Annotated in this window: 18 protein-coding genes, 3 tRNA genes and 1 riboswitch; of the genes, 6 read left to right on the forward strand and 15 right to left on the reverse strand. The window is 61.1% G+C overall.

Features of this window, described 5'->3' with window-relative positions:
• Nucleotides 1–2: 2 nt before the first annotated feature.
• From J7I86_RS04290 to J7I86_RS04320, 7 genes are all read right to left on the reverse strand, one after another.
• Nucleotides 3–839 (reverse strand): carbohydrate ABC transporter permease, encoded by an 837-nt coding sequence (locus tag J7I86_RS04290; RefSeq protein WP_214815949.1) that lies wholly within the window; start codon nt 837–839, stop codon nt 3–5.
• A complete protein-coding gene (locus J7I86_RS04295; RefSeq protein ID WP_214815952.1) occupies nt 833–1,804 on the reverse strand; it encodes a carbohydrate ABC transporter permease in 972 nt (323 codons plus the stop codon). Before J7I86_RS04295 ends, J7I86_RS04290 begins: the two co-directional genes overlap by 7 nt.
• A gap of 11 nt (nt 1,805–1,815) precedes the next feature.
• Nucleotides 1,816–3,141 carry an ABC transporter substrate-binding protein gene (locus J7I86_RS04300; protein ID WP_286179287.1) on the reverse strand — a complete coding sequence of 442 codons (1,326 nt, stop codon included), beginning with the start codon at nt 3,139–3,141 and terminating at the stop codon, nt 1,816–1,818.
• Nucleotides 3,142–3,343: 202 nt separating this feature from the next.
• Nucleotides 3,344–4,450, reverse strand: coding sequence for a LacI family DNA-binding transcriptional regulator (locus J7I86_RS04305; RefSeq protein WP_214815955.1), 1,107 nt, complete (start codon nt 4,448–4,450; stop codon nt 3,344–3,346).
• Nucleotides 4,451–4,536: 86 nt separating this feature from the next.
• Nucleotides 4,537–5,427 (reverse strand): PfkB family carbohydrate kinase, encoded by an 891-nt coding sequence (locus J7I86_RS04310; RefSeq protein ID WP_214815958.1) that lies wholly within the window; start codon nt 5,425–5,427, stop codon nt 4,537–4,539.
• An 80-nt stretch (nt 5,428–5,507) separates the two neighbouring features.
• Entirely contained in the window at nt 5,508–6,509 is a 1,002-nt protein-coding gene (locus tag J7I86_RS04315; RefSeq protein WP_214815961.1) for an SIS domain-containing protein, read from the reverse strand.
• Nucleotides 6,510–6,664: 155 nt separating this feature from the next.
• A complete protein-coding gene (locus tag J7I86_RS04320) occupies nt 6,665–7,306 on the reverse strand; it encodes a TetR/AcrR family transcriptional regulator (protein WP_286179288.1) in 642 nt (213 codons plus the stop codon).
• Nucleotides 7,307–7,381: 75 nt separating this feature from the next.
• Between J7I86_RS04320 and J7I86_RS04325 the strand changes: the two genes are divergently transcribed.
• Both J7I86_RS04325 and J7I86_RS04330 read left to right on the forward strand, forming a co-directional pair.
• Entirely contained in the window at nt 7,382–7,882 is a 501-nt protein-coding gene (locus tag J7I86_RS04325; protein ID WP_214815967.1) for a cupin domain-containing protein, read from the forward strand.
• A 355-nt stretch (nt 7,883–8,237) separates the two neighbouring features.
• Nucleotides 8,238–9,650 (forward strand): MFS transporter, encoded by a 1,413-nt coding sequence (locus tag J7I86_RS04330; protein ID WP_214815970.1) that lies wholly within the window; start codon nt 8,238–8,240, stop codon nt 9,648–9,650.
• A gap of 252 nt (nt 9,651–9,902) precedes the next feature.
• On the opposite strand, the gene J7I86_RS04335 is transcribed toward J7I86_RS04330, so the two are convergent.
• From J7I86_RS04335 to J7I86_RS04345, 3 genes are all read right to left on the reverse strand, one after another.
• Nucleotides 9,903–9,978, reverse strand: a tRNA-Phe gene (locus J7I86_RS04335).
• Between the two features lie 46 nt (nt 9,979–10,024).
• Nucleotides 10,025–10,098 (reverse strand) — tRNA-Asp (locus J7I86_RS04340).
• A gap of 84 nt (nt 10,099–10,182) precedes the next feature.
• Nucleotides 10,183–10,255: transfer RNA gene (locus J7I86_RS04345), tRNA-Glu, on the reverse strand.
• Between the two features lie 314 nt (nt 10,256–10,569).
• Between J7I86_RS04345 and J7I86_RS04350 the strand changes: the two genes are divergently transcribed.
• Nucleotides 10,570–11,523 carry a DMT family transporter gene (locus J7I86_RS04350; RefSeq protein ID WP_214815973.1) on the forward strand — a complete coding sequence of 318 codons (954 nt, stop codon included), beginning with the start codon at nt 10,570–10,572 and terminating at the stop codon, nt 11,521–11,523.
• On the opposite strand, the gene J7I86_RS04355 is transcribed toward J7I86_RS04350, so the two are convergent.
• On the reverse strand, nt 11,520–12,443 hold the full coding sequence (locus J7I86_RS04355; RefSeq protein ID WP_214815976.1) for a carbohydrate kinase: 924 nt from the start codon (nt 12,441–12,443) through the stop codon (nt 11,520–11,522). The two genes, J7I86_RS04350 and J7I86_RS04355, sit on opposite strands and share 4 nt — an antisense overlap.
• A gap of 92 nt (nt 12,444–12,535) precedes the next feature.
• Between J7I86_RS04355 and J7I86_RS04360 the strand changes: the two genes are divergently transcribed.
• Nucleotides 12,536–13,036, forward strand: a complete 501-nt coding sequence (locus J7I86_RS04360) for a metallopeptidase family protein (RefSeq protein WP_214815978.1) — start codon at nt 12,536–12,538, stop codon at nt 13,034–13,036.
• Between the two features lie 10 nt (nt 13,037–13,046).
• Complete coding sequence (locus J7I86_RS04365; RefSeq protein ID WP_214815981.1) at nt 13,047–13,967, forward strand: cation diffusion facilitator family transporter; 921 nt, start codon at nt 13,047–13,049, stop codon at nt 13,965–13,967.
• Between the two features lie 32 nt (nt 13,968–13,999).
• Here J7I86_RS04365 and J7I86_RS04370 read toward each other — a convergent pair whose 3' ends face one another.
• On the reverse strand, nt 14,000–16,813 hold the full coding sequence (locus J7I86_RS04370) for a PEP/pyruvate-binding domain-containing protein (protein ID WP_214815984.1): 2,814 nt from the start codon (nt 16,811–16,813) through the stop codon (nt 14,000–14,002).
• A 17-nt stretch (nt 16,814–16,830) separates the two neighbouring features.
• Complete coding sequence (locus J7I86_RS04375) at nt 16,831–17,868, reverse strand: universal stress protein (RefSeq protein WP_214815987.1); 1,038 nt, start codon at nt 17,866–17,868, stop codon at nt 16,831–16,833.
• 419 nt (nt 17,869–18,287) lie between these two features.
• Here J7I86_RS04375 and J7I86_RS04380 point away from each other — a divergent pair, with 419 nt between their 5' ends.
• Nucleotides 18,288–18,980 carry an FAD-binding protein gene (locus J7I86_RS04380; protein ID WP_214815989.1) on the forward strand — a complete coding sequence of 231 codons (693 nt, stop codon included), beginning with the start codon at nt 18,288–18,290 and terminating at the stop codon, nt 18,978–18,980.
• Nucleotides 18,981–19,145: 165 nt separating this feature from the next.
• On the opposite strand, the gene J7I86_RS04385 is transcribed toward J7I86_RS04380, so the two are convergent.
• Nucleotides 19,146–19,946 (reverse strand): NlpC/P60 family protein, encoded by an 801-nt coding sequence (locus tag J7I86_RS04385; protein WP_214815992.1) that lies wholly within the window; start codon nt 19,944–19,946, stop codon nt 19,146–19,148.
• A gap of 3 nt (nt 19,947–19,949) precedes the next feature.
• A riboswitch (cyclic di-AMP (ydaO/yuaA leader) is annotated at nt 19,950–20,141 on the reverse strand.
• 150 nt (nt 20,142–20,291) lie between these two features.
• The gene (locus tag J7I86_RS04390; protein WP_214815995.1) at nt 20,292–20,927 is read right to left on the reverse strand and encodes a copper resistance CopC family protein; all 636 of its coding nucleotides are present in this window, start codon (nt 20,925–20,927) and stop codon (nt 20,292–20,294) included.
• Nucleotides 20,928–20,992 lie beyond the last annotated feature (65 nt).

A 20,992-nucleotide genomic window follows, 5' to 3' on the forward strand; every position in this document is an offset into this window, starting at 1 on the left:
GTCTACTTGCCAACTCCATCAGCGAGACCGCGGATGAAGTACCGCTGCCCTGCGAAGAACAGCACAATCACAGGAATTGCCGCTATGGCCATGCCCGCGAACACTACGGGGTAGTCCGTACCGTGTTTGGACATCAGATTGGTCAGCCCCACGGGAAGTGTTTGTAGCGCTCCCCAGCTGGTGAACACCATGGCGAACAAGTACTCGTTCCAGGTGAACAGGATGTTCAAGAGAACAGTCGAAACCAGGATCGGCTTGCACATGGGCAAGATGACCTGCCAAAACGCCCGGGCCTTGGAAGCTCCGTCCACGGACGCCGCCTCATCCACCTCTGCGGGCAGGTCCATCATGTAAGCCCGGATAAGGAACGTTGTGAAAGGGACCCGGAACGCCGTATACAGAATGAGCAACGCCCAGAGGTTGTTGTAGAGCCCCAAACTCTGGAACATCTTGACCAGCGGTATCAGTGCCACCGTGGGGGCGAGCATCAGGCCGCCCAGAATAAGAATCAGCACCACCCTGTTGAACGGGATATTCACACGGGTCAGTCCGTAAGCAGCCCACGCGCTGATAAACACTGTGGCGATGGTGGAAGCAACGGTGACCAGGACACTGGTGGTGAGATAGTCGCCCACCCCTCGGTTCCACGCGGTGACGTAGTTGTCCCATTTCCACGCAACGGGCAGGGCGAAGGGATTGGAGAACAGCTCGGAGTTGGACTTCACGCCGTTGAGCAGCATCCAGACCAAGGGATAGATAACGACGACGGCGAGGGCGATCAGGAACGCTTTGACGAGGACCCGTCCGAGTACCAGCAGAACAGCTGAGCGCGTCACCATTGGACCCTCCTTTTCTTGGAGATACGAAGCTGAATGGCGGCGAGGATCAACGTGATGATAAAGACGGCAGTGGCGACGGCGGCCGCATAGCCAAAGTCGTTGCGGACGAACCCGCTTCGGTAGAGCCAGGTGCCAAGGACCTGGCTGGAATTGTTCGGGCCTCCGCTGGTCATGACCATGACTTCGTTGAACACTTGGAAGGCTCCGGACACGGTGACAATCATCATCAGGCCGGTCATTTCCCTGACGAGCGGCAAGGAAATCGAAAAGAAGCGCTGGAAAGGGCCGACGCCGTCGATGGACGCTGCTTCATACAGTTCAGACGGGATCCGCTGCAGCGCCACTGAGAAGAGAAGCGTGCAGTACCCGAATCCTTGCCACTGACTCATGGCAATGATGGCAAAGATTGCCGTGTTTTCCTGCCCCAACCAGGCCTGAGTGAAGTTTCCAAGACCCAGGAAATCCAAGGCTGCGTTCAAGATGCCCATCTCGGGTTCGTAGATGAAGTAGAACAAGAGGCCGGCCACTGTCAGGGAGATCGCGGACGGTACAAAGTAGACGGCTCGAAGGATTCCCCGCCACCGCTGGCTTCGGAGTCCCTCGATCATTGCTGCGAGGATCATCGCCCCGAACACTTGGAAAGCAATGGAGATGATGGCGTACAGCGTGTTGTTAAGGAGTGACTTCCAGAAGATGGGGTCGTTGAACATGCGAACGTAGTTGTCCGCTCCCACAAAGGTTTGGCGGCCACTGTAGATGTCCCACTTGAGGAAACTGAACCCAAGGTTCTGTACCAATGGCAGGTAGGCGAAGACACCCAACAGCAGGACCGCCGGCAGCACCCACACAATGTTGCGCCAGCGACGGGTCCGGGCAGACTTGGCGGCCCGGTTTTTCGGCGACTTAGGGGAAACGGACGCCGGAGGCGGAGCCGCGGGCTTCCAGGCAGTATCGGAAACAGTCATGGCGTCGCCTGCTACTTTGCTGCACTGGAAGCAGCCCGGACGGAGGCAAGAACCTGATCCGGGGTCTGGGTTCCGGCCACCAGGGCTTCCCCACCGGCCAACCAGGCATCAGCAACCGCAGGAACAGTAACGGAGTCCAGCCAAGTGATCGCGGCCGATGCCTCGTTTACCTGCTTGATGCCCTCGATCACAGGTCCGGAAGAGTTCTCGGTGGAAACCGCGCCTTTGACCGCGCTGGGCTGGCCGTACGGCGGGGCCGAGAGTTTGGCAGCATTCTGGCTGTTGGTGGCGAACTTCATGAAATCAGCTGCGAGCGCGGCGTTCTTGGAGCGCGCATTAATGATGTAACCCTCAGGGGAACCTTCGATCGCTTGTGGATCGCCGTTGGCGTCTGCTGCTGCGGGAAGTTTAAAGATGCCCAGCCCGTCCTGCTTGAGCTTTGAATCGGCAGAAGCAGTGGAGTCGAATTCGAGGATCTCTTGGTAATACATACCTGACTTGCCCTCAGCCAATGCCTGCTGCGCTGTGGTGTAGAGGACACCGTTGGAGTCTTTGCCGCTGCCGGTGCACTCGTTGACCAAGGTGGTGAACTGGTCCATGGCCTTGAGGTATCCCTTGTCCTCGAGCTTGGCCGTTGCCGGACTGAAGTCGGACTGCAGTGTTTCTGCCGGTACTTCGTAGGCGAAGAGCTGCTGCAGGTAGTGGAGCCCTGGCCAACCGTCCTTGTTTCCGAACGAGATCGGCTCGTAACCGGCTCCCTTCAGGACCGAGCAGGAAGAGATGAGTTCATCGAAAGTGGATGGCGGGGTTAGTCCGAGTTCTTTGAAGATCCGCTGGTTGTAACCCATGAACTTGCCGTTGTTATAGAGCGGAACCGCAAAATACTTGCCGTCCTTGGCGAAGGCCTTCAGTGCGGACTCACCAAAGTTGTTGCCCCACTCGGTGCCGGGGGCAATAACCGGGGTCAGATCGGCTGCGAGTCCCCCGTCGATGAAGTTGTTGGCCCAGCTGCCGGCCCAAGTGAAATAGATGTCAGGCATGGCCTGGGAGGCGGTCAGCGTCTTGGTCTTGTCCTTGATGCTCTGGTCCGTCTCCTGGATGAGCTCGAAAGAAACCTCAGGATGCAGCTTCTTGTACTCCGCTGCCAGGTCCTCAAAGTAGGGTTCAAGCGGGTCGCCGCCAAACTTCGTGAGGATGCTGAGGGTTCCTGTGTACTGTGGCTCGGCGTTGGGGTCCAGGGCAGCAGCCGGTTGGCTACCGCCGTCGGCACAAGCGGAAAGCGCCATAGCGGCGCCGGCCAGCAATGCCATGAGTGACTGGGTGCTTTTACGCATCATTTCTTCTTTCGGTCGAAGGGCCGATCAGCCGGAGTGTGAAGTCACGCCCGCCGTTGGGATGTACTTCACCGCGGACGGGCTGAAGGGGTAACTCCTGAGATTGAACTTTGGGGAGGATTGGAACTTGTGATACCGGTACCACAGTGAATCATGATTTGGGTCAGCGCGGAAGAGACCTAACGGAAAAACAGGAGGGAATTTGCTAGTCGCCGCGAGCAGCGCGCACAGGGCCGTCCGAAGAGCGTGCCACGAGCTGTGACGGCAGGACGTGCTTCTTCGGAGCAGAAGTATCGCCGTCGATCCTTGCGATGAGCTGCTGGGAGGCGACGGCGCCCATCTGGCGCATGGGTTGCTGGATCATGGACAACGGTGGTTCCATGACGGCCGCCCAGGGGCTGTCGTCAAAACCGATGAGGGAGACGTCCTTCAGCACGCGAAGGTTCTTGGCGCGCAAGGAATGAAGAGCCCCCACCGTCGCCTCAGTTTCCGTGGTGAAGATGGCAGTGGGCGGGTCCGCAAGGGCCAGCATTCCGCTGACAGCCCGCGTCGCCTGGCCCTCATTCTTAAGAACGTGGGTGATGAGCGCGGTGTCGAAAGGAATTCCCGCCTCTTCCAAGGCGTCGAGGTAACCTCTCAGCCGCTCCCCGTCACTCCACAGCGCCTCATCCAGGATGCTGTGCATTTGTTTCAAATCCGTCGCCGGACTCAGAGTTACGGGACCCCAAGCGAACGCTATCCGCCGGTGCCCATTTTGAATGAGCGAAGCCACGGCCGACCTTGCAGCTTCCCGGTTATCGATCACCACCGAGTCCGTCTCCAACTTGTCCACCAAACGGTCGATGAGAACTACAGGAGTCCCGCGATCAATAGCGTTGGAAAGATGTGAAACGTCGTCGCTTCGACCCGCGGCGGAAGCCACAACGAGTCCATCCACTTGCTTTGCCAGGAGCACCGCGATTGCATCCCGCTCCAGCTCAAGCTTCTCGTCGGTGCTCAGGATGATGGCATCATATCCGGCCGTTTTTGCGGTTTCCGAAATACCCTTGAGTACACCTGAGAAGAACGGGTTGGCCACATCCGCCAGCACGATTCCAAGAGTCTTGGTAACTCCCGTGGTCATGCTTCGCGCTAAAGTGTTCGGCTGATAGCCCAGTTTTTCGGCTGCCCGCATCACCTTGGCACGCGTGGCTTCACTGACCGATCCATAATTGCCGAGGGTTCGGGCAACCGTGGCCCTCCCCACTCCGGCAGCTGCTGCTACTTCGGTGATGGTGGGGGCAGCCGGGTGGTTCTGATGATCCGTCGCCATCCGGCCCCCTTCAGTTGTGGAATCCGCGTCTGCGGTTCCTTCCGTTGATTTGTCTCTGCATCAGATCCTAGTAGCTCACCCGACGGCTAGTAGCTCCCTCGACGGCTAGTTGCTACCTCGACGGCCCGGCCGTAGCCGAAGGCACCCTCCACATAGCACTGCGCCGCGGCATACTCGGATCCTCGGGCCAACGCTCTCTGCAAAGCATCGGCCGGCGGCCTGGACGTTCGGCTCCAACCGGAGCCAAGCAAACTGACCACGAGTCCGGCCAGGAAGGCATCGCCGCAACCCATCGTGTCCGCAAACCTCCGCGGATCGGTAGGTGCCGCTGCCTGCGTGAGGAAGCGATCGCCGTCGTACATCACTGCCCCTGACTGGCCGCGCGTCCCCACCGCGAGCGAAACGCCCGACGCATGTACGCGCCTGAGGTCATGCTCGACGGCGGTAAGCGTCATGTTTCCGCACGACAAGAGTGCCAGGTCCACATAGGGAGCCGTCTGCATCAAATAGGAATCTGTTCGACGTTCAGGCTCCGACGAGTAGTCGAAGCTGACCAAGGCCCCAGTGCTTCGGAGGGCAGGCAGCTGGCCCTCCGACGCAGAATAGACGCTCGAATGCACCAGATCGGCCGAGGCCAGGTACGTGAGGTGTTTCTCCTCCAACGTGAAGGGATCACTTGTGGTGACGCCCCCTTCATTCCATCCCAGGAAGACCCGGTCACCGTCCACTACCTTGATTTCAGTGACCCCGTTGAGGCCGTCGCGGATGATGCACTTGCTGGTGTCCACGTCCTCCGCATCAATGGCATCGCGGACAAAGGCGCCCAAGGGATCCGAGCCGAAAACGCCGAGATAAGCGGACTCGACGCCCAGCCGACGGGCAAATACCGCGACATTAACGCAGTTTCCCCCGGGGTACATCACTTTGCGGTCGAGAAAACGGTCCACAATGTTGTCCCCGAACCCGATTACTTTCATGCTCTTCCTGTCTCGAATCTGCGGGCCCGGCAGAGCCGGGCCCGCAGCGCGGCCTTATGCCTTTGCGGGCGTGGTGTCGGTCAGTATTCGACCACCCGGTAGTAGCGGCGCAGATCCAGCGAGTGGTTGCGGACGCGCTCGAGGTGCTTGCTGAACCTGTCGAGGACGGTGTCCAGAATCAGCGGGGACAGGAGTGCGCGGAAACGAGGGCTGACGCCCGGCAGTTCATAGTCCTTGCTGTCCAGCAAGGTGGTGTTCTTGTTGTAGTTTTCGGCGAACTTAGCCACGCGATCCATCAGCGGACGCGTCTCGTCCTCGCCTATCAGCAACATGAGGCTGGTGTCTTCCTCGATGAGTTCCAAGGAGCCGTGGAAGAACTCTGCACCGTGCACCCGCGTGGTCCGGAGCCACTGCATCTCTTCCAAGATGCACATGGAATAGAGGTAAGTCAGGCCCCACAGGTTTCCGGTGCCCACCAGGAAGTGGTAGTCAGCGTCCTTGTTCTTCTCGGCAAACGCTTCCGCCACTGATTCCGCTTGCCGTGCGACGCCCACCAAGCTTTCGGGGACGGTCTGGAGCTCGGCTGCCAGCTCTTCATACCCTTCAAATTCGCCCCGGGCGGCGAGCAGGCGGGTGCTCAAAAGAATCATGGGGATGTCAAAGGGCCAGGTTTTGGGTTCGGTGACCAACGCGACATCGAGGGCTTTGGCGAACGGGCTATCTCCGAACCCTGTGAACCCGATGGTGTAGGCGCCCTTTGCCTTGGCGAACTCGATGGCCTCGATGACGTCTTCCGTGGTGCCTGACACGGAGGCGAAGACGGCCACCGAGCCGGGGCCGAACGTGGGATCCTCCGTCAGCATGAGTTCCTTGCCGATGGATGCGCGGACAGGGAGGGTGGAACGGGACCGGATGAAGTGCTCGTACGGGAGCATCGCGGCGTAGGTTCCGCCGGCGCCGATGAGGAACAGGTTGGTCAGTTCCCGCTGCTGGATGGAGTCAACCACCGATTCGATCTGACTCTGCAGGGCCAGTGCACTGCGGGTCTGCGTGAGGAATTCCTCTTCTTTGAAGCCAAGCACGGATGGTCCTTTCGAATGACAACTTTGGGGTGTTGGAACAAGTTGATACCGGTATCAACCTGTGCTCATCATGGTGTCATGGCGAATTGAACGCGTCAATAGCTTTTTTATTGGAAGGTTTTACGTACCGTTCCTGTTGCCCATGCGCGCGTGAGCTACCGCGGGGGTTCTCCATCGGAAGAGTGTTCGTAGCCTGCGGGGCCATGCGTCCGGGCGTGGGCCAACAGGGCGCTGGCAGTCCATCGCATCGAGGCAGTCGCCTCTTGGCGGCTTAGACCGCCAATATCGGTAAGCCAGACCAGAGACTCGATGCCAATGGCGCTTCGGACCGCCAAGGCCAACTTGCGAATCTCGGTCGCCGCCATGGTCCCTTGAAGCGGCGACAAGGCTTCGGTGATCCAGGGGATGGCTCGTCCCTGGCGGAGGGGAAGACCGTTGTCTTCATTTCTGGTTGGCTCCAGCGAAAGCCTCAGCATGGTGCGCTGTTGCGATTCGGTCTCGACGACGATTCTGATGAACTCACAGACCACGGCGTCAAGTCGTTCTGCTACGTCTTGCGGTTCCGGCGTTGGCAAGAGCGATGTCCGGGCGGTTTCGGGGTGCGCGGCGGCCAGAAGTTCCCGCTGGCTCGGAAAGTACCGGTAGGCGGTACTCCGCGCGATCCCGGCGGCCTGCGCTGCGTCATCGACTGTAGGCGAAATTCCAGATCCAACGAGGGTTCGGGCAGCATCAACAAGGGCGTCCAGTGTGCGCCGCTTCTGCCCCGTCCGTCCGACCTCGATATAACCCCTTGACATGCCACTCATGGTACATGAGTCTTGTTATGGGACATAAGTCCCATAAGTCTTCTACTACGCATCGAGGCGAACATTATGGAGACGAACAAGACCGCAGCAGCTATCGTCCGGCAGCCAGGAGAAGGAGCGCGGCGCTGGTTCTTCGGTGGAGGAGTGCACACTTGGAAGGCGACCGAGGATGAGACCGGTGGGGCATTCCTTCTCTTTGAGGATGAGATGACCCTGAACAAGGTCACGCCTCTGCACACCCATCCAGAGTCCGACGAAACCATGTATGTCCTGTCGGGGGAAATCCTGATGCACATGGACGGAACGGAGTACCAGGTCCCTGCTGGCGGTGTAACGATTGCACTGCGCGGAGTTCCCCACGCGTTCAAAGTCCTTCAGGACGGAACCCGCGTTCTATGTCTTCACACCCCAGGGAGCGCTCAGGCCTTCTACGACGGTGCCAGCGAGTCGCTCGGGCCCGACGGAGAGGGAGGGGATGTGGATTTCGACCTGATTCGCGAGTCTGGCAGGGTCAACGGCGGTATCCAGATCATCGGACCGCCGCCGTTTACCGACACTTCGACCTGAGACCAACTCAGCAGCCCTCAACCACTCCGGTTTGAGAAAACAAATTACTTGTCGTGCTCTTGACCGGGACGTATCGGACCCTTAGAGTACTGATATATGAGTTATATGTCACACCTCGCTGACCCCGACTCCAGGTTTGAGCTCGATGGATCGGCGGGGGCCCGGGAATCCCGGACAGCAGTGATACATGACGACGCCGAAAACAGTTCGCGAATTCTGCGTGACATATCGGTTGGCATCGAGCCACTCGGCATCGTCCACCGGCGGCTAAGGGCTGCGGCTGTCCGGCCGTCTATGAAACGGCGCTCTGGTGCCGTCAGCGGTCTGCGCTGAAGCCAGAAGGGAACAAACCTCAATGATCCATCCGACCAGGACGACGGCCTCCGTCGACACCTCCATATCAAAAGAGACCAGCTCCAAGTTCAAACGCCTCTTCATGGTGCGGCTTGTCGCTGTCTTCATCGGTGGAATGTTCCTTGACGGCTACATCCTCGGAATCATCGGCCCCATCACCGGACCCATGCGGTCAGAGCTTCAGCTCGACGCACTATCTCTGGGCATGATCGCTGCGGGTCCACTGGTTGGTATCTTCGTCGGCTCCCCGCTGGCCGGCTGGGCTACTGACAAGTTCGGACGTAAGCCCATGTTTCTCGTGGACATGGGCCTGTTCCTGGTCGCCTCAGGGGCCCAGTTCTTCGTAACCTCCGGAGACGGGGCCGTGATCCAGCTGGCCGCCATCCGGTTCTTCATGGGCGTCGCGATCGGCGGCGAGTACTCAATCGGTGGGCCATTGCTATCAGAGTTCTCCCCTCCAAAACTCCGCGGGCGATTGCTCGGGCTGACTCTGATCGCTTGGTACGTCGGTTTCATGGTGGCATTCATCATCGGCACGCTCCTGCACGACGCCTGCACCCCATGGCGCCTCGTAATCGGCACGAGCACGATACTGGCATTCGTCCTGTTCCTCGCCCGTTTGGGCCTCCCCGAATCGCCGAGCTGGCTCATTACGAAGGGACGGCATGAGGAAGCACTAGCGATTGCACGCCGATACGTCGAATCGCCCCAGATGCACAAGAGCATCACCGAGGAGATGGATCTGAGGATGATCCAGGAGGCCCAGGCCGCGCAGAGTAGGACCAAAATCAAGGGCGCCTCCTTTGGAATGCTGTTCTCGAGGCAGTACTGGCGCACCACCCTCTTCACCTCAGGTTTTTGGTTCTGCGCGGTCACTCCGTACTTCGCGATCGCGACCTTCGCCGACGAAGTGCTCAAGCAATTCGGCTTCGGCGGCGGCTGGGCCGGTGGAGTCGGCCTGTCCGCACTGGCGGCCGCGGGTGTTGTCGCCACCGTACTTCTGATTGACAAGCTCGGCCGCCGAATCCTCACCGTGCCCGGGCAGTGGCTTTGCGCGGGCATCCTGCTAATCATCGGAGTCTGGGCGGACGCACCAGCGATCTTGGTGCTCGTCCTGTTTCTCGCATTCTCCTTCTTCAATGCCGGCTACACCACCATGACCCAGGTCTATCCGGCCGAGGTATTCCCCGGCCACCTGCGCGGCATCGGCATGGGCTTCGCCGCGGCCTTCAGCCGCGTCGGAGCCGCACTCGGCACCTTCGCCCTGCCATGGGCGATCAGCAACATCGGTATGGGCCCAAGCATGGTCGTAGCCGCCGGCGTAGCACTACTCGGCGCAGTCCTCTCACAATGGCTCGCGCCTGAGACGAAGGGGCGCACCCTCGCCGAGATCTCAGCAAACTTCTCCCACTAACACCGGGATGGCACGGTGACTTCCAGTCAGAGCCGAGAGCCATCATCCTGCCCTGGTTGCGGAAGGCGTCGCCTAAAGCGCTATGACGTCCGGATACGCAGTTAGGATCTTCTGAAGCGTCACAGTTTCTTCCCGCCACTTCAGTTCTTCCCACTACTTCAGGAGATGGCGGACTGACTTCAGGAGAGGGCGGCCGGCGCCAACCACGTTAAAGAAGAAAAGCACCAGTTCCGAAGAACTGATGCTTCCCAGTGGTGGCTCCGACCGGCGTCGATCCGGTGACCTTTCGATTTTCAGTCGAACGCTCTACCAACTGAGCTACAGAGCCTAGGTGACATGTCACCTTGAGAACCGAATTACTTCGGCGCTCAGAGCGACCCTGACGGGACTTGAACCCGCGACCTCCGCCGTGACAGGGCGGCGCGCTAACCAACTGCGCTACAGGGCCTTGCGTTTGCAGTATCTCTACCGCGTTTTTTTCAAGGCTTCTAGCTTACCAGACTTTATTCATCCGGTTTACCACTTCCTTGCGTACCCCCAACGGGATTCGAACCCGTGCCGCCGCCGTGAAAGGGCGGTGTCCTAGGCCGCTAGACGATGGGGGCCTGAACTCAATTCGGATTTCGCAAAGAAAAGGGACGCTTTACGCGTTCTTTCCGTGTCTCGCTCGTCCGAACTGGACTCTAAAACTTTAGAGCATAGATGGCGATATTCCCAAATCGAGGGTTGCGTAGTGTCCCGGGCCACAGAAGCGATGGCCGCCGAGGGGCGGGATCTCAAGGGAAGAAGCACCCAAAGGGTCGAGAGGCCACCCCTCAGCGGGCGTCCAGGAGGCCAGCACTGAACATTGGCAGGATCTTGTCCTGACGCGTCCGAAAACCGCCAGCCGCCCCGGCTGCATGCCGGATAGATTTGCCCTATGACAACCACCACCCCGGCCGAACCCGGCCACCCCTCCCCGGACTCGTCCCCGCGCACCACCCCCGCGCCGGGAGCAGCCATCAGCAAACTCGGCATCGCCGCCGTCATCATCACGGTGGTCCTGTGGGCTTCGGCCTTCGTGGGCATCCGTGCAGTGGGCCCAAGCTTCTCCCCCGGTTCCTTGACGCTCGGACGGTTGGCGGTTGCCGCCGTCGTGCTTGGAATCGTGGTGCTGCCAACGTTGAAGGTCTGGCCGAGCGGACGGGAATGGCTACCGATCGTGGCCTACGGAGTGATGTGGTTCGGCGGCTACAACGTGGCGCTGAACGCCGCGGAACACATGCTCGACGCCGGCACCAGCGCCATGCTGATCAACGTCTCCCCGATCCTCATCGCCATTCTTGCCGGAATCTTCCTCAAGGAGGGCTTCCCGCGCTGGCTGCTGATCGGCAGCGGTGTGGCCTTCTGCGGCGTCGCAATGATTGCGTTGGGTTCCGGACAGCGCTCGACGGCGGACGTGGCCGGTGTGCTGTTGTGCTTGCTTGCCGCTGTGCTCGCCTCGGTGAGCGCGATTTTGCAGAAACCCGTGCTCCGGAAGTTCTCGGCAGGGCAGGCGACCTGGTTCGGCATCATGGTGGGCGCGATCTGCTGCCTGCCATGGACGGGGCAGCTGATCTCCGAAGTCCAGGCGGCGCCGCTCCCCGCGACACTGGGACTGGTGTATTTGGGCATCTTCCCCACGGCCATCGCTTTCACCACGTGGGCGTATGCGCTATCCCTGATCTCGGCCGGAAAGCTGGCCGCCACCACATACCTTGTCCCGGGCACCACCATTTTGATTTCGTGGGCTGTCCTCCAAGAGGTGCCCACCATTTGGGGATTGATCGGCGGCGTAATCTGCCTGATCGGCGTCGGATTGACACGGCGCCGGACCCGCCAGCCCCGCAGCTAGCGGGCCATGCCCATCAGGAGTTCGCGGTGCGTGGGCGGGTTGGCACCTGACCGGCCCACGGCAATGGAAGCAGCCATGGAGGCAATGGTACCGATCCGTTCCATCACGGTTGGCGCAAGTCCGTCACTGCCACGCAGCAGCAGCCCCATGATGAGAGCTGCCATGTAGGAGTCGCCGGCGCCGATGGTGTCCGCCACAGTCGCCGGGACGGCCGGGACATTGAGCTGTATGTGCCGGGTGGCCATGAGCGAGCCCTTGACCCCCTGGGTCACCACAACAAGCCCCGTACCAAGGGACAGTAGGTGGTTCGCCGTGTCCTCAAGGTCCTTGCCCGGGTAGAGCCAACGGGCGTCGGTGCCGCTGAGTTTGACCACGTCCGTCAGGGGCACTATTTCCTCGAACAGTGAAAGTGCCTCGTGCTGACTTCCCAGAAGATCGGGGCGGATGTTGGGGTCGTACGTGACCATGCATCCGCCCTGGGCCTGCTCCAGTAAGCTCCGGACAACGCTCGCACCGGGCTCCAGGAACGTGGCAATGGAGCCGGTGTGCAGGATTCTTGGCGCATAGGGCAACGCGAGCGGAGCCAGGGACCAGTAGATGTCGAAGGTGTAATCTGCGGAACCGTTGGCGGCTATCCGGGCTGTGGCCGTCGCGGTCTTGCCTGCCGACATGGATCCGGGCAACAGCACCACGCCTGCCCGTTGTAAGTGCGCAGCGATGGCATCACCCCGCTCGTCACGGCCGATCGCTGTCAGCAGGCCCGTTTTCACGTCCAACAGGCCAAGGCCGTAGGAGACATTTGCCGGCGAACCGCCGGGGTACTCCTTCTGCCCGTCCGCAGACTGGACGATGTCGATCAATGCCTCACCCACAACGACGACATCGAGGGGCTCAGGTGCGAGGGAAGCGGTGCCGGTCATGCGGTTCCTGTGTCTGTCGAAAAGGAGGATTGAGTTCAGTATCTCCCATCACACACGGAGCCATTGCTGCGTTCGCCGACTAAAGTCGAATCATGCCCGTGAATCTTCCTCCCGGCCTTCCAATCGTTCCCGACGGCGAGCGCCCTTCCTCGCCGCTACGGGAACGGAACGCGGTGCACAGTCCTGTCGAAAACAGGCCTGCTGATGAGGCCTATGTTTCAGGGCCTTACGAGATGTCACCCGAAGACTTTGAGGAAGCCGTCAGTGATGCCCTGCAGCTGATCCCGCCCAAAGCGGCCAGTGCCATGGACAACGTTGCGATCTTCATCGAGGACGACTACACCCCACAGCCCGGAGAAGATCCGGACACCGTGTTGTTGGGGCTCTACGAGGGAGTTCCGCTGACCGAACGCGACTCCTGGTGGGAGGCAGGCTCCCTCCCGGACCGGATCACGATCTTTCGTCAACCCATCCTTAACATCTGCAGCACCCGTCAAGAAGTCATCGATGAAGTGGCCATAACGGTGGTGCACGAGATCGCGCACCACTTCGGAATAGGCGACGACCGCTTGCATGAACTCGGCTGGGGCTAGCCTTATAGGCATGGGGCACGACCACAACCACTCCCACGGAGTCACAGCAACCGGCAAGCACCGGAAGCGGCTTATCGCCGTCCTGGCCATCACCTTAGGGGTGGTGGGCATCCAGGTGGTCGGCGCCGTCGTCTCCGGGTCCTTGGCGCTGCTGGCTGATGCCGGCCACATGCTTTCTGACGCGGCAGGGGTGTTCATCGCCCTGATGGCGGCGTGGATTGCTACCCGTCCGCCGAGCGACCAAAGAACGTACGGCTATCAAAGGGCCGAGGTGCTGGCCGCGCTGGCCAATGCTTTGATCCTGATTGTGATCGCCGTGGTGATCATGATCGAGGCCATTCGCCGATTCGGCGAACCCTCCGAAATCCAAACGGACGTCATGCTATGGGCCGCCATCCTGGGCGCGATAGCCAACCTCATTTCCTTGTTGATCCTCCAGGGAGCGCAGAAGGAAAGCCTCAATGTTCGAGGTGCCTACCTGGAAGTCCTTGGCGACCTACTGGGCTCCATCGCGGTCATCGTGGCGGCCGTGGTGATCATGACCACGGACTTCAGTGCTGCTGACCCGCTGGCGTCCGTACTGATTGCCCTGATGATCATTCCCCGGGCCTGGCATCTGCTGCGCGACGTTGTGGATGTCCTTCTGGAAGCCACGCCCAAGGGTGTTGATGTGAACATGATCCGGGAACACATCATTGCCGTGGACGGCGTGGTGGATGCTCATGACATTCACATCTGGACCATCACTTCCGGCGTTCCCGTGTTCTCTGCCCATGTGGTGGTGGAGGATGAGGTCCTCAACGCTACGGGGGCGGACAGCATCCTTGATCAGCTGGGCTCTTGCCTGGGCCGGCACTTCGACACCGAGCACTGTACTTTCCAGTTGGAGCCAGTGAGCCACTCCGAGCACGAATCCCACCAGCACGCCTGACCTTTTTCAGGGATTAGGGCCTTCTTTCAGCCTTAAGTGTTTTCCGTGCTGACCGTCCCGGCCGCGCCGTCCACCGTGATGTGCTGGCCTGTGCTGATGCGCGAGGTGGCATCCGGGACGCCTACCACCGCAGGTATGCCGTACTCACGGGCCACTACGGCGCCGTGGGAGTTGGGTCCGCCCATCTCCATGACCAGTCCCCCGGCGGTGAGAAACAGCGGCGTCCAGCCAGGGTCCGTTGATGGCGCCACAAGGATTTCCCCGGGTTCCAAGTGGGCGCCAACCGGATCCATGATGACCCGCGCAGGTGCAGACACCAGACCCGCCGACGCCGGACTGCCGGACAAAGTGCCAGGGCGCTGTTTGCCTCCGCTCGCACCGGCCGTAGCCTCGGGTTCTGTCCCATCAGACAACAAGACTCTGGGAATGTGCCTGCGGCGGAGTTCCTGTTCATAGGCCGCACGGCGCTCAGTGATCACGCCACGCAGGTCATCCCCTGCCAAGGCGATCTCGACGTCGCCGAGGTCCAGAAAGAAGACGTCCTCAGCATTCTCGATCCGATGTGCTGCCGCAAGCTCGCTACCGATCAGGAGCAACTGCTCCCTTGCGGCCGACAGCCCCAAGACAAGGTTGTACTTGGGCAACTCCCGCAAACCGGCGAATCGGCGTGTTCGGTCCAAAGCAATTTTTACCACCACCTTGTGCAACGGACTCTTCGCCCTGGCGCGGGCCACGAAGCGGGCAACTTGTTCGTCGGCGTCGCGGGCAGCCCGGATGAACTGTTGATCCGGGGCCTCCGCACCATCGGCGAGACGCAAATAGTTGGCCACAACACCGAGTATGTGCGTAGGGTCATCGGACCAGCGGGGCATTCCGACGTCGATCTCGGCGACGGCTCTGTGTCCATACGAACGCAGAAACTCTTCCATGCCGGACTGAGCAATCGGCGGAAGGTTGGCCGCCCGATACTGCTTCATCAGCTCAGCTGCCGTTTGGCCAGCCATGGAGGCAACGGCGCCGGGATCTTTGCGTATCTTGGAGGCGAGCCGCCACAGCGCCAGGTCCATCTCCGTGGTGACGTTGTTGGGTAGGCCGCGGATCACGGTTTGGAGTTCATCGAAGGGTGCTTGATCGCCCAGGAGACGCCTCACCAGCGCCAGCATCGCGAATCCGAGGGCAGGAAGTGGGAGCACCTGCGGCACTGTGGCGAAGACTTCCTCGCCCAGGATTCTCTGGACGTGGCCGAGCCGCTGATGGGACGTTGCTTCCCTCGGCACAGCAAGGGCTTGATGCAGTTCCGTTGAGAGCGCCTCAACACGTTTCATGGACGCAGTAGGGCGGAACAGGGCACGGACGAGTGACCGGGGAACGCGGTATTTGGCTGCAACGGGTCCCACGTGCCGAATCAGCTTCAGGGGCGTTTTGGTGGTCACGGTGAAGCGGGGATCATCAAAGAGCCCCCGCATGAGTGTGGCTGAGCGGGCCTCCATGACATCGAAAACCCGCGGAACGATTGCCCGTCCGACCCTGCTCCGCAGCACCGCTGTGAGATCGAAAAAGATACGCTGGCCGGCCTCGTAATACGGTGGAGGACCGGACCGGGGATCGGGTACATCGAAGGCAGCAGTCCTGGCGACGCATGAAGCGATGAGGCGGATACCGGCCAAACCCATGGGCGTCAACGGCCGGGTGAGGCCCTGCGCGAGGCTGAAGTTCAAGAACGCGTGTTCGCCCGATGAAGCGGGCTTTCGCGTGGTTTGCGGGTAGAGCGTAGTGATGGGCCGGGCTTGGGTGAGCCATAGTTTTCCTGCGGCGTCGATGGCCCATTCAGTATCCTGCGGGGCGCCGTAGTGCCTCTGGACCTCCCGGCCCAAGGTGGCGAGCGCCAAGACCTGATCGTTGCTGAGACAGGGCTGTGGAGCCGGATCATCGGGCAAGGTCCGGTGGCGCCGCTCAAGACGTTCCGTCCCACCGCCTGGAACGGCCCGGATCTCCAGCTGCCTGTCCCCCAGGGCCCTGGACACAATGTCACCCCGCAGCGTGTCCACAACGTAGTGGTCCGGATTTACGGCTCCGGAAACCACAGCCTCGCCCAAGCCGGGGCTGGCATCGATGACGGTCTCGTGGCGATTCCCCGTCACAGGGTTGGCAGTAAACATGACGCCGGCGGTAGCGGAGTCCACCATTTCCTGGACCACCACGGCCAAGGCCACGGTTTCATGATCAATTCCGTTGGTGGTCCTGTAGGACACGGCACGATCTGTCCAAAGCGACGCCCAGCAGCGGCTTACTGCCTCCAGGACCGCGTCCACTCCAACGACGTTCAGGAAGGTGTCCTGTTGTCCGGCGAAGCTCGCGAACGGCAAGTCCTCGGCAGTTGCCGAGGACCTGACAGCCACGGGAACGTTGTCCCCAAGTTCTTCGTAGGCTGACCTCACGGCTTCCGCGATCCCGGGCGGCACCCCGGCGTCGAGCACCAAAGACCGGGCACGGCTGGCGAGCTCATTGAGCTGATCCAAGCCCGCGGCGTACAAGCTTGCGGTCTGCCAACCTACGTCCGGGCCGGAGGCATCCAACCCGGACGCGCTCGACTCTTTCAAAGCGGCGAGGACATCCTCCCAGCCGGTGGTCACGAGGGCGCGTCGGTATGCGGCTGTTGTGAGGCAGAAGCCGGGTGGTACGGGCAGCCCTGCACTGGCCAACTCGCCCAGATTAGCTGCCTTTCCACCGACCTCCGGAAGCATGGCTCCCCTAATTTCGGCGATGTCCATGACAAACACTGGAACGGAATTGCCGATTCCAGCGCCGCGATCCTCTGACGGCTCCCCCGGCTGCTTCCTCTGCATGGACGTAGTAGGCAGACTCAGACAGCGCCGAGCATAGGCCCGAACTTTTGACGGTCAGCCAGCCGCGGATCCTCCCGGTCCGGAACAACCAGCACAGGGCCCTTGGCATGGTGCAGGACTCCGTCTGAAGTTGAACCCAACAGCATCCCTGCGAATCCGCCGCGGCCCCGCGTGCCCAGAACCACCAGCTCGACGCTCCGGCTTGTTTCCACCAGAACATCAACCGGCGAGCCATCACGGAGATCCGTTTCAATGGCCAACGAAGGGAAATGGCTTCTGAGCCACGCAACACCCGCATCAAGCTGAACCGTGATATCGGCAAACAGTGCATCACGGTCCAAGGGCGCCGGAACCCATGCCAAGGAACCGCTGTATTGCGGAACGGCGCAGATAACGCGGAGCTTCGCTCCCATGCGCTGAGCTTCCTCGGCGGCTTCGAGCACGGCGACGCGTGCCTGTTCGGAGCCGTCGACGCCTACGGCAACAACGTTTTCCACCTTTCGCGGTCCCCTCTTGGCGTGCTCTGCCTTAATGTGCTTGTCCTCGGTGTTCTCGCCCAGACGGTCGGCGCAATAGAGCGGAACCGTCACAGTGGGGCATTTAGCGTGTGCGGGCAAGGCACTGCTCACCGAGCCAAGTAGACGCCCTACGAAACCACCGCGTCCCCGGCTGCCGAAGACAAGCAGCGCGGCCTCCTCGGAAAGGTCCAACAGGACACCGGCTGCGTCACCGTTCTCCACTGAAGCATCAACATCGATGGCATATCCGGAGACCTTATCCAGCGCCTGGCGAACGATCGCATCAGCGCCCTCGCGGATTACGGAATCGTCAACTGTTGCATAGCCACCGTCCAAGCCGGAGGCTGCGAAAATGGGCACAGAGTAAGCCGTGACAATGTGCAGGGGAAGTTGACGGCGCTCCGCCTCCCGGGCGGCCCACACCAAAGCACACCGACCATGCTCTGAACCGTCCACTCCGACGACGATGCCACCCGGTTCCACAACCTGGTCCTGGCCGTCTTGTGGCTCTTCATTGTGTCTGCCGTGCTGGTCCATGGGGGCCTGCCTCTCCACCTACTGCTTGATGTTCCGGCTATTCTGCCAGAGGTTCCATGTGTGGAACTCCCTGACTGTTTCATTGTCAATGGCCGGGACAGGAGAAACTCGGAAATTCCTCCTCCCAAGGCTCACTATTGTCGGTCAGCAGTGGCGAATCAAGACGACATTGGGCTATGTGCATAACGGTCAGGGCTCGGTTCCAGTCCGTCCAGATTGCGCTCCCAACGAACAGGCAAAACGCGCCGCCGAAGAGGCTATCCATGGCCGAAAAAGTTCGGTAGTGTTCGAGTCACCGAATGGCCGGCGCACGTGTCTCACAACACACGATCCGGTCATTTATTTGCGGCCGCTTGGGGAACTCGGACGCGATCCCACGCGATGCCGTTAGGCACACACCGTCAAGGAGGAACCAAGCAGTGTCACTCACGCCTGATTCCGGCACGGAACGCACCACCACCGTGGTCATTGGAGCCGGCCTGTCCGGCTTGGCAGTTGCCAGCGAACTCAGCCGCTACGGCGTGGGTTCGATCGTCGTGGACGGGTTTGGCGCACTGTCCACCGCAGGACCGTCTGTCCATACAGGCATGCTGAAACGCACCGACACCGCAGATCCCGCAGTAATGCAGGAGCGTAACGAAATCCTCCGTCACCTGCGGAACTACGCCGCCAACCATCATCTGGACGTCCGCACCACTACTCGTGCTGTCCGCCTTGATTTCCTGGGCACAGACCCCTCCCGGCAAATCGGATACGGTTTAGCCGCCAGCATGACCACAGCTGGCCTGCGGACCGGCCTCCACGCATCCGGTCCCCTTGAATCAAATCCCCGCCAGTGGGCGGTCCACACAGCCCAGGGCGTCCTCCTGGCAGACCACGTAGTAGTGACACGGTGCGCCCATAGCCAGCTACGGCGGATGCTTGCCGAACTTGGCATAGCAGTCGGCCAGAATCTTGCCGCGGCCATGCGGGCAGTGGGAATGCACCTGGTGGGCGTCGGAGACCTCATCACCCCATCCCCGAAGGAAGTGCTACGGCAAGCCAAGGCAGTGGGCCAGGCCATTTCTTCAAAGGTTGCCCTGCCACCGGGTCCCGGCATCGCCATCGCCTAGCAGCAGGTTCCGGCAGCAGACGCGCCCCGCCACCCCGCAGGCCGCCCAATCCGCCGTCGCACGCCATGCACTGAACTTTTCCGAACAGAACTTAACGCCAAAGGCCGGCACCCTCGAAGACATAAGTCTTCAAAGGTGCCGGCCTTTGAACTGAAGCGTGAGGCTTTATGCGCCAGCGCGTACGTAGGTCAGGGGACCCGTTGCGGTCAACCAGCTGATCGGGTGGATGCCCGTCTGGTTGCCGTTGATGCCACCGCTGATGGCCTGGCCGTTGCCGATGTAGATAGCAACGTGGCCGGACTGGACGATCATGTCACCGGGCTGGGGATCGCTGACTACCTTGCCGTAGTTCATGAACTGCATGGGGCCGAGGTCGCCTACCGGGATGCCTGCGGAGCCAAGGGCCTTTTCGACCATGGCGGTGCAGTCCTGGAAGATACCGATCTGTGCGTAAGCCGAAGCAACCATGGCTGCGTTGACGCCGCCAGCGGCGGGAGCAGCAGCTACAGGAGCGGCGGCAACCGGTGCGGGTGCGGCAGCCACAGGAGCAGCAGCGACTGCAGACTGGGCGGCAACCGGGGCTGTTGCAGCGGTGGTGACGGCTGCCTTCTGAACTACGGGAGCCTCAACAACGGGGGCCGGCTTTTCGATGACCGGGGCTGCTACGGATGCAACAGCAGGACGCTCGAAGTTGACGGTCGCCGTCGAAAGGGCGGTAACAACCTTGGTGGGTGCCTCGGAAACGGTCTCAGCGACCGTTGCGGGGCTGGAATCGCGCTGAACCGGGGTCTCAGCTGCGTGAGCAGCAATGGAACCGGTCAAAACGAGGCCCGAGGCTGCTGCGATAACAGCTGCCTGACGGCCAGCACCTGAAGCGTTGCTGGCGACTGCCTTCGAGATGGAGATGAACGGATTAGGACGTACGCTGTCCGCCTTACGACGGCCGCGAAGAATGCGTGAAGACATGAAAGAGCCTCTCCCGATGCCTGCGAGGTTAGCTGTCGGATTCGGATGGGAGTCACCCGGCCACTATCCCCCGCTCTAAAGCGGAAGCTTCGTGACTTCACCCCAAGGCGCGCTCGAAAGCGGCCTAAATTGGGTTCCCCGTCTCTGCCGTAGGTTTGTCTGCGAACGGATTCCGGACTGCGGCAGAGCTAGGCAATCAGGCCGGAAGTGCCCGCTACGTGGAACAGGCACAGGTACTACCGTACGCGATGATTCCCCCGAAGTCACATTTAAGTAACGGGAAGTGGGGTTCTGGCGTGTCGCGGTAACCGATTCGAGATATTCGCAGCTACGTAGAAAACCGCGCTATTCCGCGGGAGCATCGCCATCAGAGTCGTTGGACGCCGCCAATTTTCTCCGCGCGGTAACGGCGAGATAAACAACGAGACCCACGGCCACCACCGCCAGCCCCACGATGCTCCAGGGGAAAGGCTGGGAGGCGTCCGCGGCCGGCTCATTGTTGCCCGCCGTTCCGGGCGCGGCAGTGCCCGCGGTGGGTACCGCAGCTGACGAAGCCGATGCCGCTGGTGAGGCACCTGCCATACCACCGGTCGTCGTCGTGCTTCCTGCGGCCGCCGTGAACGTGAAGGTGCCCTCGATGGGGTGCGAATCGGAGCTGACCACGCGCCATACCACCGTAAATTCGCCGGCGGGGGCGCCATCGCGAAGCTTCTGAACGGCCTGGTTGTCGATGATTTCCACCGGACCGTCCGCCCAGTTCTCGCCGCCGGCGGTCACAGTGACACCGGAACCGATCGCCAGCGGGCGGTTGTTGAATGTAATGGAGACCGACGCCGGGACTTCCGCCACGCTGGCACCGTTCGCTGGCGCGGTTGATTCGGCGACGTCGTGCGCGGACGCCGGCGCCGCGGAAAACAGCAGTGCGGAAGCAAAGGCAAGAGCAGCAACGACGGCGGCCAGAAGCGGGCGGATGGTACGCATGGGGCGGTTTCTCCTAGTGTTGGCTTCCTTACAGACTAGGCGAATCGTTCGGAGGGCCTGCACCG

It is taken from the genome of Arthrobacter sp. ISL-95, from assembly GCF_018613695.1.
GTDB lineage: Bacteria > Actinomycetota > Actinomycetes > Actinomycetales > Micrococcaceae > Arthrobacter.